This window comes from Candidatus Thiodiazotropha sp. LNASS1, from assembly GCF_964212655.1.
Lineage (GTDB): Bacteria > Pseudomonadota > Gammaproteobacteria > Chromatiales > Chromatiaceae > Thiodiazotropha.
On the sequence record NZ_OZ156465.1, the window covers coordinates 3,835,782 to 3,852,055 of the forward strand.

General features: G+C 54.7%; 17 protein-coding genes. 13 read left to right on the top strand and 4 right to left on the bottom strand.

Annotated elements, in window-relative coordinates:
• Window positions 1-78: 78 nt before the first annotated feature.
• On the top strand, window positions 79-732 hold the full coding sequence (locus AB8516_RS17070) for a hypothetical protein (protein ID WP_369162435.1): 654 nt from the start codon (window positions 79-81) through the stop codon (window positions 730-732).
• Window positions 733-771: 39 nt separating this feature from the next.
• On the opposite strand, the gene AB8516_RS17075 is transcribed toward AB8516_RS17070, so the two are convergent.
• The 3 genes from AB8516_RS17075 to AB8516_RS17085 all read right to left on the bottom strand — a co-directional run bounded on the left by AB8516_RS17075 (window position 772) and on the right by AB8516_RS17085 (window position 2,982).
• Window positions 772-963: a DNA gyrase inhibitor YacG gene (locus tag AB8516_RS17075; protein WP_069126730.1), complete on the bottom strand. Its 192-nt coding sequence runs from the start codon at window positions 961-963 to the stop codon at window positions 772-774.
• Window positions 964-983: 20 nt separating this feature from the next.
• The gene (gene zapD, locus AB8516_RS17080) at window positions 984-1,751 is read right to left on the bottom strand and encodes a cell division protein ZapD (RefSeq protein WP_108294266.1); all 768 of its coding nucleotides are present in this window, start codon (window positions 1,749-1,751) and stop codon (window positions 984-986) included.
• A gap of 220 nt (window positions 1,752-1,971) precedes the next feature.
• On the bottom strand, window positions 1,972-2,982 hold the full coding sequence (locus AB8516_RS17085; RefSeq protein WP_369162436.1) for a dihydroorotate dehydrogenase-like protein: 1,011 nt from the start codon (window positions 2,980-2,982) through the stop codon (window positions 1,972-1,974).
• A gap of 376 nt (window positions 2,983-3,358) precedes the next feature.
• Here AB8516_RS17085 and AB8516_RS17090 point away from each other — a divergent pair, with 376 nt between their 5' ends.
• The 9 genes from AB8516_RS17090 (at window position 3,359) to AB8516_RS17130 (ending at window position 12,564) form a co-directional block, all read left to right on the top strand.
• Window positions 3,359-4,084 (top strand): response regulator, encoded by a 726-nt coding sequence (locus AB8516_RS17090; protein ID WP_108340859.1) that lies wholly within the window; start codon window positions 3,359-3,361, stop codon window positions 4,082-4,084.
• 4 nt (window positions 4,085-4,088) lie between these two features.
• Window positions 4,089-5,669: an ATP-binding protein gene (locus AB8516_RS17095; RefSeq protein WP_369162437.1), complete on the top strand. Its 1,581-nt coding sequence runs from the start codon at window positions 4,089-4,091 to the stop codon at window positions 5,667-5,669.
• A gap of 111 nt (window positions 5,670-5,780) precedes the next feature.
• Entirely contained in the window at window positions 5,781-6,587 is an 807-nt protein-coding gene (locus tag AB8516_RS17100; RefSeq protein ID WP_369162438.1) for a MipA/OmpV family protein, read from the top strand.
• An 11-nt stretch (window positions 6,588-6,598) separates the two neighbouring features.
• A complete protein-coding gene (locus tag AB8516_RS17105) occupies window positions 6,599-7,675 on the top strand; it encodes an efflux RND transporter periplasmic adaptor subunit (protein WP_369162439.1) in 1,077 nt (358 codons plus the stop codon).
• A complete protein-coding gene (locus AB8516_RS17110; RefSeq protein ID WP_369162440.1) occupies window positions 7,672-8,334 on the top strand; it encodes an ABC transporter ATP-binding protein in 663 nt (220 codons plus the stop codon). The genes AB8516_RS17105 and AB8516_RS17110 overlap by 4 nt, the downstream gene beginning before the upstream one ends.
• A complete protein-coding gene (locus tag AB8516_RS17115; protein ID WP_369162441.1) occupies window positions 8,331-9,575 on the top strand; it encodes an ABC transporter permease in 1,245 nt (414 codons plus the stop codon). The genes AB8516_RS17110 and AB8516_RS17115 overlap by 4 nt, the downstream gene beginning before the upstream one ends.
• Before the next feature lie 5 nt (window positions 9,576-9,580).
• Complete coding sequence (locus AB8516_RS17120) at window positions 9,581-10,702, top strand: serine hydrolase domain-containing protein (protein WP_369162442.1); 1,122 nt, start codon at window positions 9,581-9,583, stop codon at window positions 10,700-10,702.
• A 138-nt stretch (window positions 10,703-10,840) separates the two neighbouring features.
• Window positions 10,841-11,722 carry an alpha/beta fold hydrolase gene (locus AB8516_RS17125; RefSeq protein WP_369162443.1) on the top strand — a complete coding sequence of 294 codons (882 nt, stop codon included), beginning with the start codon at window positions 10,841-10,843 and terminating at the stop codon, window positions 11,720-11,722.
• A 53-nt stretch (window positions 11,723-11,775) separates the two neighbouring features.
• A complete protein-coding gene (locus tag AB8516_RS17130) occupies window positions 11,776-12,564 on the top strand; it encodes a sulfite exporter TauE/SafE family protein (protein WP_369162444.1) in 789 nt (262 codons plus the stop codon).
• Between the two features lie 19 nt (window positions 12,565-12,583).
• On the opposite strand, the gene AB8516_RS17135 is transcribed toward AB8516_RS17130, so the two are convergent.
• On the bottom strand, window positions 12,584-13,705 hold the full coding sequence (locus tag AB8516_RS17135; RefSeq protein ID WP_369162445.1) for a tetratricopeptide repeat protein: 1,122 nt from the start codon (window positions 13,703-13,705) through the stop codon (window positions 12,584-12,586).
• A 422-nt stretch (window positions 13,706-14,127) separates the two neighbouring features.
• Between AB8516_RS17135 and AB8516_RS17140 the strand changes: the two genes are divergently transcribed.
• From AB8516_RS17140 to AB8516_RS17150, 3 genes are all read left to right on the top strand, one after another.
• Complete coding sequence (locus tag AB8516_RS17140; protein ID WP_369162446.1) at window positions 14,128-14,796, top strand: DUF502 domain-containing protein; 669 nt, start codon at window positions 14,128-14,130, stop codon at window positions 14,794-14,796.
• Between the two features lie 397 nt (window positions 14,797-15,193).
• Window positions 15,194-15,721, top strand: a complete 528-nt coding sequence (locus AB8516_RS17145; RefSeq protein ID WP_369162447.1) for a hypothetical protein — start codon at window positions 15,194-15,196, stop codon at window positions 15,719-15,721.
• A 17-nt stretch (window positions 15,722-15,738) separates the two neighbouring features.
• On the top strand, window positions 15,739-16,263 hold the full coding sequence (locus tag AB8516_RS17150) for a hypothetical protein (protein ID WP_369162448.1): 525 nt from the start codon (window positions 15,739-15,741) through the stop codon (window positions 16,261-16,263).
• Window positions 16,264-16,274: the final 11 nt, after the last annotated feature.

A 16,274-nucleotide genomic window follows, 5' to 3' on the forward strand; every position in this document is an offset into this window, starting at 1 on the left:
CGAGTCAAAGCTTGTCAGATTCCTATTTCTGGCAGCATGACTTATATCCTTTAAAGTATGGGTCTGCGGATGGATCAGATGACAATTATTTTCGCCGTCGGAGGATTATTGATCCTCACCCTGATACTGGCAAGTATTGCCCACCGGTATCATGCTTTCGTGGAGGAACGGCGGCAGCATGTGCAACGCATCCTGAAACGTGTGGAAGAGATCGATGGGATTATTCAACGTATGGTTGGCCTGCCCATACCGGTTGAACTGGAACGGCTTTTACGACGGGACATAGTTGCGCGTTTGCAGGCAGTGAAAGGGATCCATGCCGGATTTAAGGGTATCAACGGAATGATAGCCCAGGCTCATCAGGCCGTTGAACAGGCCGCGGTGAGCGCTGCAACAGGCGATTTGAGCGAACAGCAAGTAAAGCGTTTTTCACGGCTGACAGGTGAAATCGAGTGGCTGCTGAAGGAGGACAGGTTACTGGTGGGGATAAACGATCAGGAGCGGGAGCGACTGCTGGAGATGATCGACACCCGACGGATGGAAACCCTTTATGGCTACCATATGCGTGAAGCCAGCCGCAAGCTAAAGGGCAACCAGCTCCATCAGGCCCAGTGGCACTGTGAGCAGGTGAAATCGATGCTGTCGAGCCATGGCTTGGAGAATGATCAGATCGAGGACTGGTATCAGGAGGCCGATCAGCTGCACCAGCAGGTTGTCCGACGCCTTTCGTGAACCTGGCCGGCTGTTCGATTATCAGGTGGGATGCTGTGGTTAATTGCCGTTCTCGCCCTCAGGGTGGTCACCCAGGGGTTCCGAAATACGGTGATTCTCATCCAGCCAGTCTCCCAGGTCGATGAGTCGACAGCGTTCACTGCAGAAAGGTCGCCAGGCGGAGTCCGATGACCAGGCGACGGCTTTACCGCATGTGGGGCATGGTACGGTTCTCTGATCTTCTTTACCCATGGGATTGGTGTTAACAGGCCTTAAAAGATACAGGCGGTGAGTTGGAAATCGATATCGTGCGTGGTCTGCACTGGCTTACCGGTATCCAACACCTCCATAAAGCGGATACTGAAACGATGCTTGTTGCCGCTGATCTCGGTGAAGATGGCACTGTTTCTGGGGAGACCGACACGGATCAACTGGGCAGGGGATGAGCTGTCGAGGGTTTTCTGGAAGAAGCCCTGAAGGGCCCGCTCCCGGGTTGGCAGGTTACTGCCGCGAACCAGGTTCAGTAACAAAACCACTGCTTCACGCACCGGATGCAGCTCCTGCATCCACTCGCTCATTTGATTTTGACGGACCTCATGGGGTTGATTCAACCAGTGGTGGTATTGGGGCAGATCGAAATTGCAGCCGCCTCCCGGGATGCTGCTGCGCTGCAGAATGGTGGTGAGAAACTCATTATTGCGCAGTTTGCGGGCGATCTGCCCATCCATGCGATAGACTTGATGAATCGCCTGTTCGAGATCATCCAGTACCTGTCCCAGTGCCTGCATGTCTACACCGGGCTGCTGCCGTACCCGTTCCAGGCTTGTGGTATGGCGTTCCAACTCTTTGAGAATCTCCGTCTTGAGGTCCGAGCGGCCGAAGACCGTGATAATACTGAGCAGGCCGTCTATCGCGGCCCGGTTACTCCAGCTGTCCGCCAGCGGGCGGAAATGATCCACGTGAAGAAACAGATGCTCGAGCCGGAGAAAGGTACGAATCCTTTCGTTCAACGGATGCTCAAAGTGAATCAAATCGGACACGAGAGATCAGTCTTCCATTAGTTATTGTCTGGGTCTGTGATTACATGGGCCTGTTAACGCATTTCGAACCGGCCCTGGTAGTCGCAATAACAATCCGGCTGTGAGCCGGTCACAATGTTGCGGTCTTGGACAGCCGTTATTATGTCAGGGCTTGTTGATTACTGCTAACCCGGATCGGAGTTATTGACGCTTTTGCTATCGGGTTTGCAACTCTTGATATCTATCCGCGCACACCCGGACTGACCCTGAAGCTGTCGATGATGTTGACATAGTTGATCCGTTCAAAGGCACTCGGATCGGCAACGCTGATCTGACTGACCCTGCCGCGAAACTCGCCAATCGATTCAAATCCCTGCTCTTCCATCCAGGCTTCAATACCCGAAATGATGGGCTGAATTGCCCCGGGGCCCTGTTCCAGCAGCAGGCTGCAGAGGTGGACCACATCGGCGCCCGCCAGCAGCAGCTTGATGGCATCCTCCGAAGTGTGTACACCGCCTGTGGCGCCGAGAGAGAGCTGGGTGCGGCCATGCAGAATAGCGATCCAGCGCATTGCCAGCAGGGATTCGGCGGAGGTCGAGGTCTGCAAACTGGCGCTGAGGCGCAGATTATCGATATTGATGTCGGGCTGGTAGAAACGGTTGAACAGCGACACGCCGCCGGCGCCCGCCATCTCAAGTTGTTTCACCACGTTCGCCAGCGAACTGAAGGCCGGAGATAGTTTCATGTTGATAGGAATTGATATCTGCTGTTTCAGTTGGCTGAGCAGTTCCACATAGCGCTGTTCGACTTCGCTGCCGCTGACATCGACATCGGCGGCGACATGGTAGACATTCAATTCCAGGGCATCGGCGCCTGCCTGTTCCATCTCCTCGGCATGGGTGATCCAGCCGCCCGGCGTGGTGCCATTGAGGCTGGCGATGACGGGAATTTCCAGGGCCTCCTTCAAAGCCCGCAGATTCTCCAGATAGCGCTCCTGGCCGTTGGAGAAGTCATAGTGGTGGGGCAGGAAGCTGTCCGCCTCGGCAAAGCCGGTCTCCTGGTGGTGGAGGAAGCGCACCATGGTCTCCTCCTCAGCGGTGACGGCCTCCTCGAACAGGGAATACATGATGATCGCGGCAGCACCGGCGTCTTCCAGACGGCGGGCGTCGTCGATGCTGCGGGAGAGGGGGGATGCGGAGGGCACCAGCGGATTTTTAAGCTGCATGCCCAGATATTGGGTGGTCAGATCCATAACACTCTCTCGGCGGTTGGCAGGTAAGCATAGTTTTACATGTATATAGCATGTAAACGACTTGGTGGCAGAGGTAAACACAGAAATACCAGGTCGGGGTGTGTATATTCATCCCAGACTGGAAAGACCAATTGATGTTAAAGGGGTGCTTTCCATAAGCCTGAATTTCTGGGAATGTGATCAGGCGTTTCACCTTCGATATGGCTGGCTACAAACTGTTACAGAGCAATACCATCGGTAACAGGGAGGTTTCGCCGATCGTGCTAATGTAGTGTTGGCAGCGTGGTGTCAGCGCAATAGTCTGTCCAATCATATGCAACAGTCAGTGATGGTGCGTACCTCATTGTTGAAAGATGTTTCAGGAGAGTGTCGATCGATGCAGGTCAATACTGAACTCGAAATCACAAAGGTTCTGCTGGTGGAGGATGATGTACAGCTCGCGGAGCTGGTGCAGGAGTATCTCCAGCGCTATGAGTTCAAGGTGAGTCTGGAGCACCGTGGTGATACAGCTCCTGTGCGGGTGAGGGAGCAGAAACCAGACATCCTGGTGCTTGATCTGAATCTGCCGGGTCGGGACGGTTTGGATATCTGCCGTGAGCTGCGCATGGAGTTTCCGGGTCCGATCGTGATGTTCACGGCCCGGGACGAGGATGTAGACGAAATCGTCGGGCTTGAATTGGGCGCCGATGATTATCTCACCAAGCCGGTGGAACCGCGGGTCCTGCTGGCCAGGCTTCGCACCCTGTTGCGGCGCTATCGCCAGACCGGGAACAATCGGCAGGATGGAGATGAAGGGTTGCAATTCGGAGGGCTCTGTATCGACGCCAGTGCGCGGGCGGTGACGATCGACGATAAGGGTGTGGAACTCTCCACAGGCGAGTTCGATCTTTTATGGCTGTTGGCCGGCAAGGCCGGCAAGGTGGTCGACCGGGACAGCGCACTGAAAACCCTGCGCGGATTCGGCTATGACGGCCTCGACCGGTCAGTGGATATCGGCATCTCAAGGTTGCGGCGTAAACTCGGTGACGATGCCAATCATCCCTATCGCATCAAGACCGTGCGGGGAAGAGGCTATCTGTTCGTGCCGGATGCCTGGGACTGATTACATGGCGCGGCTCTACCTCACTCTCTATGGCGTGCTCTTCATCACCATCGGTTTCTTTTTCGCCAGTCTGAACTGGCTGCCGGAGCTGGTTCTGCACGGCACCATCCAGCGCTATTATGAACGCGCCATGCTCGGTGCATATGATCTGGTCGAGGCGCGATTTACAGGTAAGCCCGAGTCCGGCTGGGAACAGGTGATCAGCGAACTGGAGCCCCATTTTCGCTATGGACTCGGTCTCTATAACCTTGAGCAGATCGATGCTTCCGGGAAACAAAAGAGCAGGGTGCAGGCCGGTGAACTGATTTTCCTCGAAGTGGGAGAGCAGACCCGTTTCTATAGACGAGTATTCGATTCCGATCGCTACCTGATGATGGTGCTGGGGGCCAATCCCGAGCAGGAAGAGCGTGATCAGGTGGAGGGTATCGTCTACCTGATCGAGTCAAAGTTTCTGGCCAGAAAACCCTCGGATTGGTCATCGGTACTGGCAGAATTGGATCGTGTCTTCGATATGCCCTTGGCGTTGTTCACTATCGGCGATCCCGCGCTTCCGCAGGAACGGTTGAATGATATTGAAGCGGGTAAGATCGTGATCCTGGGTCTGGAGGAGATGAATGAAACCTATTACAAACGCCTGGGGGATTCGGATCAGGTGTTTCGAGCGGGTCCGTTTCCGGTGCCGACCCTGATACGTTACTTCAATCCTATCCTGTTCTTTACCCTGGCATTGCTGGTCGCATTGGCGGTCTATGTCTGGGTGCGTCCGGTGTGGCGCGATCTCACGCGTATCGATCGCGGAGTGCGCAATTTCGGTAGCGGGGATATGGATGCCCGCCTGCTGGTGAGGCGACGCTCGGCGTTGAAAACGTTGGCGGATACTTTCAACGCCATGGCAGATCGTATGCAGCGCCTGGTCCACTCCCATCGGGAGTTGACCGGCGCCGTCTCCCACGAACTGCGGACCCCCATCGCGCGCCTGCGCTTTCGGTTGGATATGTTGGAGGAGCCCTTGCATGAAGGCGACAGGGAACGCCATATCGGTGCGATGCGCAGGGATATCCAGGAGTTGGAAGAGCTGGTCAGCGAATCCCTCAGCTACTCCAGGCTGGATCGGGAACGACCCGATCTGGTGCTGGAGCCGGTCGAACTCAACGAGTGGTTACAGGCCCTGCTGATCGATCTGGAAGAGCTGCAGCCAACCCAGGAGATCCGCTGTGAACTCGTGCCTGGCAGCATCGATGCGACGGTGGAACTGGACAGCCGACTGATGGGACGGGCGGTCAAGAATCTGCTGAGGAACGGCCGTCGGCATGCGGCTTCACGTGTCGTATTGAGCGGTGACCGCCGGGATGGGGAAGCCCGTATCATGGTCGAGGATGACGGTTCCGGCGTACCCGAGCAGGAGCGGGAACGGATCTTCGAACCCTTTGCGCGTCTGGACGCGGCCCGCGACCGGGAATCGGGCGGTGTCGGCCTGGGGCTTGCCATTGTCAATCAGATCGCCCGTTGGCACGATGGCCGAGTGTGGATCGAGGCCTCATCCATGGGGGGTGCACGCTTCGTCATCGCCTGGCCTGTTACATAACTCAATCCTCTGTTACAGCCTGATACAAATCCCTACAAGCCCACAACAGACGGCTGCATCGCCAACCCATAAGCTGAAGTCATCAGTTGAACAAACTTGGGAGATGAAAAGATGACTTCAGGATTCAAACCACGACAGATCGCACGTTCCCTGCCCCTGTTGGCAGTCGCAACGCTCATGTCACTCACCTCGCATCAGATCGCTGCGGGCGAGTGGCGGGTCGGTGCAAACGTGGCAGGTGGGCGGACCCCGTTCCTGGGTGAGGACAATCTTGCCGCACTGATTCCCATGGTTGCCTATAAAGGCGAACGATTCTATGCGAATCTCGGTAATCCCGGTCTCTCCTTTTTCAACGGCAGCTCGAACTTCGGAGGTCTGGGATACCGCGTAGTTAAAGAAGATAACTACAACATCGACCTGGTGGGAAGAATCCGCGCCATGGGCCTCTACCCGGAAGATAATGATGATCTGGAGGGTATTGACGATCGGGATCCCGGCTTCGATGTGGGTGTCACAGCCCGATGGCAGACCGGGGTCGGCGAGTTGAATGCCCAGTTGCTGGCCGATGTCAGTAACACCTCCAAAGGGCAGGAGGTGATCCTCAGTTACGCCTATCCCCTGAAATATGGTCAATGGAGCCTGCGGCCGGAGCTGGGGATCAGTTGGCAGAGCGGCGATATGGCCGACTACTACTTTGGGGTCGACAGAGACGAGGCCACTGCCCGCCGTGCCGTGTATGAGGCGGGATCGGCAGTGACGCCCTTTGCCGGGGTCGAGTTTGAATATGCGTTTGATCAAAAGATCGATCTGATCGGCGGTGTCGGTGTAGGCCGGCTCGCGGATGAAATCAGCGACAGTCCGATTGTGGATGAACGCAATCTGGCCGGCGGTTACCTTGGATTGAGCTACAAATTCTAAGGTGAGCGGGAATGAAACCTGTACGCGGCCTGGTTACCTTTCTTGTCGGGGCGACACTTCTGTCCGTGCTCTACCTGGGATTGATTGAGCGGCCACAGACGGTTGAGACCATCCCCGTGGAAAGAGGTGATCTGGAACTGGTCATCAGGGTGACGGGAGAGGTGATCAACGATCGTCAGGTTGCATTGACCGCCCTGGTTGATGGCCAGGTGAACCGCATCGACACGGCCCTGGGCGCCAAGGTCAGGGCGGGACAAGTGCTTGCCTCCATGGATAATCGGGCGGCTGCGGCCAGCCGGCAACGGGCTACGGCCTTTCTGCAGCAGCAGGATGTGCGCCGCCGGGAAGAGCGGATGCGATACCAGCGCTTCGAGAAACTTGCCGCCAAGGGGGCTGTCTCCAGCGAGAAACTGGAGCAGGCGAAACTCCATTGGGAAGCGGCAAGCGCAGCCTGGGAGGTGGCCAGGGCCGATCTGAAACTGGCCGATGTGGCACAGGAGTGGCAGCAGGTACGTGCCCCGTTCGACGCGGTGGTCATCGGCAAATCGACGGAGGTGGGCCAGTGGGTTGAGGCGGGTACCCAGCTTTTCACCCTGGTGGCCCAGGCGCGTTGGGAGATCGAGGCCCATGTGGATGCGGTGGATAGCGGACGCGTGAAAACGGGGCAGTCGGTGCTGGTGCGCTGTGACGCCTTCCCCGGATCGGCATGGCGCTCCACAATCAGCTGGATCGGCCCCAGTGTGGAGCGGGAGAAGGACAAGCGTCTCAATACCTTTCGCGTGCGGCTCGGTCTGGGAGAGGATCCACCCCCCCTCCTGCTGGGACAGCAGGTGGATCTTGAGATAGCCGTGGAGCGACGCCATGGGGTGTTGCGGGTGCCTTTTGCGGCCCTGCAGGAGCGGGATGACCGAATCGAAGTGGCGCTGATCGAAGCGGGTCGGCTGCACTATCGAAGTATTGTGACCGGACTCGAGGGTGACGCCCATGTGGAGGTGACCGAGGGTCTCGAAGAGGGCATGCGGATCGTGCGTCTGGATGGAGCGGGTTTCGATCAGGGACTTCGGGTGAGTACAGGAGTTGAGCCATGATCGAGATCCAGGGCTTGAGAAAATCCTATTGGCGGGGCGGGGTGGAGCTGGTGGTGATTCGGGATGTGGATCTCCATGTTGCCCGGGGTGAGTTCGTTGCCATCATGGGGCCGTCGGGGTCCGGCAAGAGCACCCTGCTCAATATCATCGGTTGCCTCGACGCGGCGGACCGTGGTCTGTACCGTTTGAGCGGTGAGACGGTGGATCATGCCATACCGTACAGGCTTGCACGCTTGAGGGCGTGTTATATCGGCTTCATCTTTCAGTCTTTCAACCTGATCGCCACCCGTAACGCCCTGGAGAATGTGGCCCTGCCGCTCCTCTATCAGGGGGTATCCGGTTCCGATCGTCATGAGCGGGCAATGTCTGTCTTGGACCACGTGGGTATGGCGGATCGTGCCTCCCACCTGCCGAGTGAACTCTCCGGTGGTCAGCAGCAACGGGTTGCGATCGCCCGCGCTCTGGTCAATCGGCCTTCGCTGTTGATAGCGGACGAGCCCACCGGCGCCCTGGACAGTCGTAACAGCGGGCAGGTGCTGTCCCTCTTCAAGACCCTGCATGCCGAAGGGCATACCCTGCTGATGGTGACCCACGATTCCGCCGTTGGCGAGTGCGCCGACCGGATCGTCAGGCTGCGCGATGGAGCGATCGCATCATGAAGGGGTTGCGCGTCTCCATCGAACTGATCAAAGAGGCCTTGCGGGCACTGCGGGAGAATCGCCTGCGATCCTTGTTGAGCGTGGTGGGTATCGCTATCGGCATCGCAGCCGTGATGACTGTCAGTGCAGTGAGTAGTGGCGGCAAGGCCTTCGTCATGAAGGAGCTGGAGACCTTCGGACTGCGCTCCGTCTGGGTCTTTCGCGACTATAACGACAAGGACCCCAACCGGCGGATACGCACGGGATCGGGTTTGCTGGAAAAGGACCTGGCTGTGTTGCATGGTGATTGCTGTCCGGCGGTACGCACGATCAGTCCGGTGTTGCTGGTGGAGAAACAATCGATCATCCAATGGGGCAATCGCTACAGCAATGCCTCGATCAAAGGGGTGAATGCTGAATTTCTGACGATCAATAACGATCGCCTGAAACAGGGACGCGGTTTCAGGGGACAGGAGGTTAAGGCCCGACGTCCCGTGGTGTTGATCGGAGAGACCGTGGTGAAGGACCTGTTTCCACAAGTGGAAAATCCCGTCGGCCGGTATCTGCGTATCGGCGGAAGAAAGTTCCGGGTGATCGGCGTCCTGCAATACAAAAGCCGCGATCTGCTGGCAAGTATCGGTTCGGAGGGCGGCGAGGATGCGAATAACCGGATTCTGTTGCCCTATACCGTGGTACAGCAGATCAACGGCAAGCGGGAGATCAGTTACCTGCAGGCGGAGGCGGTCTCGCTGGCCCAGGCAGAGAGGGCGGCGGCTCAAATCAAGCAGGTATTGCAGCGTCGTCATCGCGACACCTATCGGTATAACCAGGTGACACTCGCCTCCTATCTGAAGACCGTGGAGCGGATCCTTGGAGGGATAACCGCCATGGGCGTGGTGGCGGCTTCCACCGCCCTGTTGGTGGGCGGTATCGGCGTGGCGGGAATTATGAGCACCGCGGTGGTGGAGCGAATCCGCGAGATCGGCGTGAGGATGGCGATCGGCGCGACACGCAGACAAATCCTTTTCCAGTTCCTGGCGGAGGCAGTCCTGATCAGCGTCATCGGCGGTTTTACCGGCCTGGGGGTGGGTTTGATCCTGGGTGGCCTGCTCGATCTCGTCACCGGATTTCCGCTGATACCGACAACCGGCGGCATCCTGATCGGCTTTATGGTGTCGGTCCTGGTGGGTTTGGCGTCCGGTTACTATCCGGCGCGGCGGGCTGCAGGCTTTTTGCCGGTTGAGGCACTCAGGAGAGAGTAAGCATCATGCTGAATCGACATGACATGGCAGAGGGTAAACGCGTTGGGGGTGGGCGGGCCAAGAATCTGACAAAAGCGGACATTACCGACCTTATCGAGCAAGCAAGGCACGATCACAATATTCCTGCCTTTGCGGTGGTCGTGATGGACGCTGTGCGTATCATCGCATCGGATATCCAAGGTAAAAGGGTCGTCGGTTCAAATGCGGACGCTTCACTGAATGATTTTTTTCATATCGGTTCTTGCTCTAAATCGATTTTGGCGGTGATGGCGGGAAGGCTGATTGAGCAAGGCAAACTCAATTGGGGTACGAAGTTCTTTGCAATATTCCCGGAGCTGAAAAGGGTGGCAAGAAACGAGTATCGTGATATCACACTAGAGGATTTGCTGTTATGCCAGGCCGGCATATTGCCCTATACCAAGGGAGACGAATTCGCCAGTCTGGATGCCTCCGTATCTCAATCAAGGGAGACATTTATAGCTTATCTTTTACAGCAGAAACCTGCTGCGAAAAAGAGGGCAAAGGGACGCTTTAAACACCTCTACTCGAATGCGAGTTACACCATGGCCGCCGTGATGTTGGAAAGGGTTGCCGGTGTTTCCTGGGAGGATTTAATTCAGCGGACCCTTTCTGATGAGTTAGGGCTCCCGGTTGTATTTGGTTGGCCAAACGGTCTCAACTATAACCAGCCATGGGGACATGCGGAACTCAACGGCAGTCTGCAAGCCTTTTCACCTGGCCATGAGTATCGGCTTCACAGAATCATAGCGCCTGCCGGTGACCTGAGTTTAAAGCCTCTGGATTATGCGAAATATGTTCAGCTTCACCTGCAAGGGCTAAAGGGTGTGGACAACTATCTCGCCGCCGCGACTTATCAGACCATTCATTACCGTCAACAGGGATTTTCTCTGGGTGTGGCGAGCGGATCATCGTGGGGCGAGCGCTATTCAATGTTTGATGGCAGTGCGGGTACATTTTACTGCGCCAGCATGATTTTTCCCGATTCGAATATGGCATTTGTCATCATGGCCAATTCAGGTACGGAGCAGGCAGTGAAAGGTATCTCCTGGCTAACCAAAAAGATCATAAAAAAGTACTTTAACCTGTGGTGGATGTTTTGGATGTGACTTTATCGAAATTGTCCGAACACCCTGCTGTCTCGGCATTTGACAGCAAGGCGCAGCAGCTGCAAGCCATTGGAGAGCGAGATACGGTTTAGTGTAACGGGCGGGATCAACGGCAGGACTTCAGCATAAGGTGATGAGATGAAAATACGATTCTTGAAAGGCCTGGCAGTCGTGGTGATCGGTGGCTGCCTGTTGACGGCTTGTACAACACTGCGCCACAGCGAGCGTATTGAAATGGAGGGGGGTTCTGTCGGCTATGCCTCCGTTGGTGAAGGCGATGTGACCATCGTGCTGGAATCGGGATTGGGTGACGGTATGACAAGTTGGGACGGGATCATGGATGAGCTTACGCAAATCTCACGGGTTTTTGCCTACAGCCGGCCAGGTTATTTTCCCAGCAGTGCATCGAACAGATCGCGCAATCCTGAACAGATCGTGGATGAACTGCGCCTGTTGCTGAAACGGACGGGGCATTCACCTCCCTATCTATTGGTCGGGCACTCCCTGGGAGGACTCTATGTGCTTAATTTCGTCGAGCGTTATCCGGGTGAAGTGGCCGGTGTGGTATTGGTGGATGGTCGTCACCCGATGATGACCCAGGCCTGTCTAAAGCGGGCGCTCAACGGTTGTTCCCTGCCAAGTCTGATGCAATCCCTGCTTCCCGGGCATGCCGTGGATGAATACAAAGCCGCACAAACATCGAGATTGCCTGTCACCATGGGTGACAAACCACTGGCTGTAATCAGCAGAGCGCCGGGGCATGGAATGAATTCGGCTGGCTGGGATACGCTGTGGTCGGAGATGCAGGTCGATCTGGCCGAATTGAGCCGTCGCAGTATACACCTGGTAGCCAGGCGTGGCGGGCATTACGTCCACAAGGATGAACCAGACAGGGTGATTGAGGGGATCAACTGGGTTTTATCCAGGGTGCGGAGCGATACCCGGAACGGGATTGATATGAAGGGTCGTGTGGACAATCGAGGGTATGCTCGCCTCACCCCTGTGCGCAGTATCCGTTGAACTGATTACACCAGCTGTTCAATGGGTGAGGATTCGGTTACAGTCGGGCGGTCATGACTTACCAACCGCTATTTCTGTTCGGCGCAGGGTTTTTGGGGGGTATGCTGAATGCAATCGCAGGTGGCGGTAGTTTCATTACATTTCCCGCGTTGCTGTTAGTCGGTGTACCACCCGTCAGCGCCAATGCGACCAACACCTTCGCCTCCTGTGCCGGGTACCTGAGTGGGAGCTATGCCTTGCGCAGGGAGCTGGCCGCCTGCCGGACTCAATTGCCGCGTATCATCGGCATAAGTGCCATAGGTGGCGGTCTGGGTGCGCTGTTGCTGTTGCAAACACCGGAGTCGATTTTTCGGCAAGCGATACCCTGGTTGCTGCTCTTCGCCACCCTTTTGTTTATCTTTGGCGGGCGTATAAACCGGAACCTGAGAGACTTCGCCACAAGATATCGGCATGCTTCGCTTCTCGGCGGGCTGCTGCTGGTACTGCTATTGGCGGGGGTCTCCGTCTATGGAGGGTTTTTCAATGCAGGCCTCGGGATAATCATTCTCAGCTATCTGGCACTGGCGGGCTATAACGATATCAATACCATGAACGGCGTGAAACTGCTTATCTCCACGGTTGTATCGCTGGTCGCCATCCTGCTGTTTATCTATGATGGGATGATTGCCTGGTTTGCGGGCATAACGGTCATGCTCGGTACTTTGGCCGGGGGTTATATGGCTGCCCACCTGTCACGCCGGCTATCTCAACGCAGCGTGAGGTCGTTTATCATTTTTGCCGGCAGCGTCATAACACTCTATTTCTTCTACGAGACCTACTTTCAACCCGGCCCGACCGGGTGAGTGTCAACACCCCCTGTCTCTAGCTCGACAGTTCCTGTCCCACAGGCGTGACTGGGCCCGTCGGTATTGGGTCGGCGGGTCCGACAAATGTTTTTTTGATCTTGAGCATGATATCGCTTGAAAGCGCATCGAGTTTCGCTTCCACTTCATTGAGCTTGCCTTGCCGGTCGTCGGCAGGAACCAACAATTGACGCAGCAATGGGACCAGCTCAAGCGCATAATCGGTTTGATGATTGTTCTCCAACGCCTGCAGCAGCGCCTGGTCGGCATTGATGTAGTCTTTCAGTTTGCAGTAGACACAGGTGGTGCGCAGGTAGATGGCGCACTGTCGCTTTTCCTCATTGTTGAGCCCGTGGTCAAGCACTGCGTAATGCTCCTTTGCCTGGTAGTAGTCTGCCGCGTCGTATGAGGCATCCGCTTCAGCCAGCAGATAACGGTTGCAGACGCCGATCCAGTAATCGATACGGTCACCGTAAAGATTGAATTTATGATTCCTGATTTCGGCTTTTGTCAGCCACTCACGGGCTTCCACGAAATGTCCCAGCCGAATATAGTGGCGGCCGATTGTATAGGCGCTCTGGGCATATTTTTTATTGCCCTGCTCGAATCTCTCTATAACCGTGTTGATGATGCCCTCGGTGTCCTGCAGTTCGATATTCATCTCCAGTTCCGCAAAGACATCGAGATGCTTACGTGAAAGCTCGCTCATCTGATGCAGGGCTTCCCTGGCGGCCTTGTGAACCTCCTCGGGTTCCTCCTCATCGGCGATGATGTCAACCAGCACCAGCAAGGCCCCGTCATCCCTTGACTCCCCCAGTGCCCTGGCGGAAGCGCAGCGTTCGGCCACGTCGTCCGATCTCAACAGGAACTTCATGCAAAAGAGCATCATTTCACCGATATGATCTTGTTTGCGTCCCCAGAAAACAAGCCCGATGATGAGTGCAGCTCCCACGGCGAGGGAAATCAGCAAAGCAATGATCAAAGTGGTGGCCATGCCATTGTCATGATTGTTGCCCAAGGCGCCCTCTGCGGCTTGGATGTCGGTTGTGATCACCAAGGCAACGATCGCGGTTAAGGAGAAGATCCGGGCGGATCGTCCAAAAATACCTGTTTTTATGTGGCGGGTGGTGGCAGTTAGCATATTCGTATCCATGTTCGTGTGCGCAGTACCGCTCACAGACCGGGTCTAGATAAACACTGTTACATATGTAATGAAGCAAAGTCCAGAGCTGCCGCTCAGTCAAACAAATTTATTAAATAATGACATTTCGCCCCGTTCCTGGTGATGCTCATAGTACCGTTATAGTCTTAAATTAGTTCTGAGACAGATAGTTACCATAAATACTTGTGGGTAAACCGGTAGACAAATAGCCATAAGCATCCTTTGATACATATTCTATGGATATCCATAGTGTTTTCCATCCGCCATATTTTATATCTTCAACACTGACCGCAGAAAGGGGTCTATGGGTGGCCGTTTTTCGAGGCTTGGTTATGTACAATAGGCTAAGTAATGGTTACGCATGCACAATATTCATTCACAGTAATAACATATAGGCAGACATGAGCGGGACAAAATCTCGAACGCTGCATATTCAGCGCTATCTGATCAGCGGAATAATCACACTGATTCCCCTTTGGGTCACATGGCTTGTTTTCAAGTATATCTTCAATCAGCTTTCCAAGCTGGGATCACCATGGGCCAGGATGCTTTCGCGCAGCATCCAGAACGAGTACCCATCAATCGCCCAATGGCTTCTTGAACCATGGTTTCAAAATACCTTGGCCGTTTTCATCATGCTCCTGGGTCTCTATCTTGTTGGCTGGTTGGTGAGCCGGGTGATCGGCCGCAAGATCCTTTTCTTTTTCGAATCGACCGTACAGCGCCTGCCTGTAGTTCAGAATGTTTACGGATTGGTGAAAAAACTGATATCAGCATTGGAGCAGAAACCGGAAAATGTGCAGCAAGTCGTGTTGATCGAGTTTCCATCCTCCGATATGAAGACGGTTGGCTTCGTGACGCGAACCATGGTTGACGCCAACAGCGGCAAAGAGCTCGCGGCGGTGTATGTGCCTACGACACCGAATCCCACATCCGGTTATCTCGAAATAGTACCGCTTGAAAACCTGGTATCGACGGATTGGAGTATTGATGAGGCGATGAGTTTCATTATCTCAGGCGGTGCGGTGGCGCCTGATCGAGTGCCTTATACGAATCATAATTCAGACTGATTGTGCTTAACATGGCACAAGTCTCTGAAATCACTGCGTGGTCCGGATTGTGACTAACGCAGTCGTCTACCACAAGTAATCAAACTAGTGCGCTTGGCCAATACCATGCCGAAGCGGGAGGGCATCGCTTCGCCTGCCGATAAGGACATGCTGGATATGTATGTAAAGCAAAGAACTAACCAAGTGGCGGTGGGATAGTAAAACAACATTTCTCAGCGATCGGGGTGAATAATGAGCTAAATTGCTGTTCAATAACTGCCGGTCTCAAGGAGAAGGACTTCTGTTCTTCCTGCACCCAGGCTATATTAGCTTTTGTAGTGCATTAGGGAATCTAGTAAATAAGACACATACCGTGACAGCAATTGAGAGTCGCTGGATGGAAAAACTTGGTTTTTAGATGATGTGGCATTTCGGCTTGAAACACCAATACCCGACACAAAAAACCGGACTCGGTCCTGCCGGAAAGTTACTTGAACGAGCCCGGCAGCGAATCGCCTCCCTGGAATTATTGATTTCCGGTAGTACGCTCTTTTTGGATCGGATGCCACTGCTGCGGATATTTCGACGACAGGTGACTGCAGAGGTCTCCATGTTGTCTGAAGGGATAAATAGAACCGTGGGATTTCGTGTGGAGTTTAAAACTCCCTATCTGCATCTTCCTGTTGAGATCGACAAGACCCAGATCGGCAGCGAAGATAATCAGCTCGGATTCAGGCCTGCGGCATTCAGATTTTTTGATTGGCAGTCATGGGTACACATGACCGGAGAGATCAGCTGGCTGAGAGAACGCCAGGTTGAAGTCAGTGGGAAGACACACGATTTTGTCTCGGGATTCGAGTATCGGGTTGCGGCAGTGCCCACTGCTTCAGAAAACTTGGGGATCCGACTGCAGAAGGAATCGATGGAACAGCCAGGGTCCTGGTAAACCGCGATATCAGACAAATGAAATTCGAGCCGGTTTATTGGATGCTGGAACGAGGGAGTGACGGCTATCATATCGTGGCAATAAACAATAATGACTTGATGATATTGATCGTATCCCTCTCTGAAATTGGCAGCGGAAACGAGCAAATATACGAGAAGATGATTGCACGCCTGACTGATTGGGTAAGGTTCAGATTTAAAGGAAAAAGTCAGGAACACACCATGTTGGCTTTTCTGGTATACGTCAGGGATTGGGGGCCACTTGGTATGGAACCGTTATACCGTGGCTTAAAAGACGTGTTAACGCGATTAGATATTACAGGCGCTGAGCGAATTCTTTTCGATTTTTATGCGGATAATTGGGGTCTGCGGGATAATCGGCACGGCCGGCTGCTCGTCGTAAAAACACTTGAAGTCTTGGAAACCCAAGAAGCCCACCGTGCCCTCGAAGCCATCAGCGCTCATACACAGAGCCAGAACATCCCGCCCGAGGAATCGCAACTGATTCGAAATGCTATACGCACATACAAAGAAAAAGCATAAGCACGAGCCGC

What these genes read in the sequence shown, in the direction of transcription:
- AB8516_RS17085 (WP_369162436.1), bottom strand. Translation starts at nt 2,982, where the DNA reads ATGGATCTGACCACCCAATATCTGGGCATGCAGCTTAAAAATCCGCTG.
- AB8516_RS17150 (WP_369162448.1), top strand. Translation starts at nt 15,739, where the DNA reads ATGAAATTCGAGCCGGTTTATTGGATGCTGGAACGAGGGAGTGACGGC.
- AB8516_RS17095 (WP_369162437.1), top strand. Translation starts at nt 4,089, where the DNA reads ATGGCGCGGCTCTACCTCACTCTCTATGGCGTGCTCTTCATCACCATC.
- AB8516_RS17075 (WP_069126730.1), bottom strand. Translation starts at nt 963, where the DNA reads ATGGGTAAAGAAGATCAGAGAACCGTACCATGCCCCACATGCGGTAAA.
- AB8516_RS17070 (WP_369162435.1), top strand. Translation starts at nt 79, where the DNA reads ATGACAATTATTTTCGCCGTCGGAGGATTATTGATCCTCACCCTGATA.
- AB8516_RS17125 (WP_369162443.1), top strand. Translation starts at nt 10,841, where the DNA reads ATGAAAATACGATTCTTGAAAGGCCTGGCAGTCGTGGTGATCGGTGGC.
- AB8516_RS17130 (WP_369162444.1), top strand. Translation starts at nt 11,776, where the DNA reads ATGACTTACCAACCGCTATTTCTGTTCGGCGCAGGGTTTTTGGGGGGT.
- AB8516_RS17110 (WP_369162440.1), top strand. Translation starts at nt 7,672, where the DNA reads ATGATCGAGATCCAGGGCTTGAGAAAATCCTATTGGCGGGGCGGGGTG.
- AB8516_RS17145 (WP_369162447.1), top strand. Translation starts at nt 15,194, where the DNA reads ATGATGTGGCATTTCGGCTTGAAACACCAATACCCGACACAAAAAACC.
- AB8516_RS17105 (WP_369162439.1), top strand. Translation starts at nt 6,599, where the DNA reads ATGAAACCTGTACGCGGCCTGGTTACCTTTCTTGTCGGGGCGACACTT.
- AB8516_RS17100 (WP_369162438.1), top strand. Translation starts at nt 5,781, where the DNA reads ATGACTTCAGGATTCAAACCACGACAGATCGCACGTTCCCTGCCCCTG.
- AB8516_RS17140 (WP_369162446.1), top strand. Translation starts at nt 14,128, where the DNA reads ATGAGCGGGACAAAATCTCGAACGCTGCATATTCAGCGCTATCTGATC.
- AB8516_RS17115 (WP_369162441.1), top strand. Translation starts at nt 8,331, where the DNA reads ATGAAGGGGTTGCGCGTCTCCATCGAACTGATCAAAGAGGCCTTGCGG.
- AB8516_RS17090 (WP_108340859.1), top strand. Translation starts at nt 3,359, where the DNA reads ATGCAGGTCAATACTGAACTCGAAATCACAAAGGTTCTGCTGGTGGAG.
- AB8516_RS17120 (WP_369162442.1), top strand. Translation starts at nt 9,581, where the DNA reads ATGCTGAATCGACATGACATGGCAGAGGGTAAACGCGTTGGGGGTGGG.
- AB8516_RS17135 (WP_369162445.1), bottom strand. Translation starts at nt 13,705, where the DNA reads ATGCTAACTGCCACCACCCGCCACATAAAAACAGGTATTTTTGGACGA.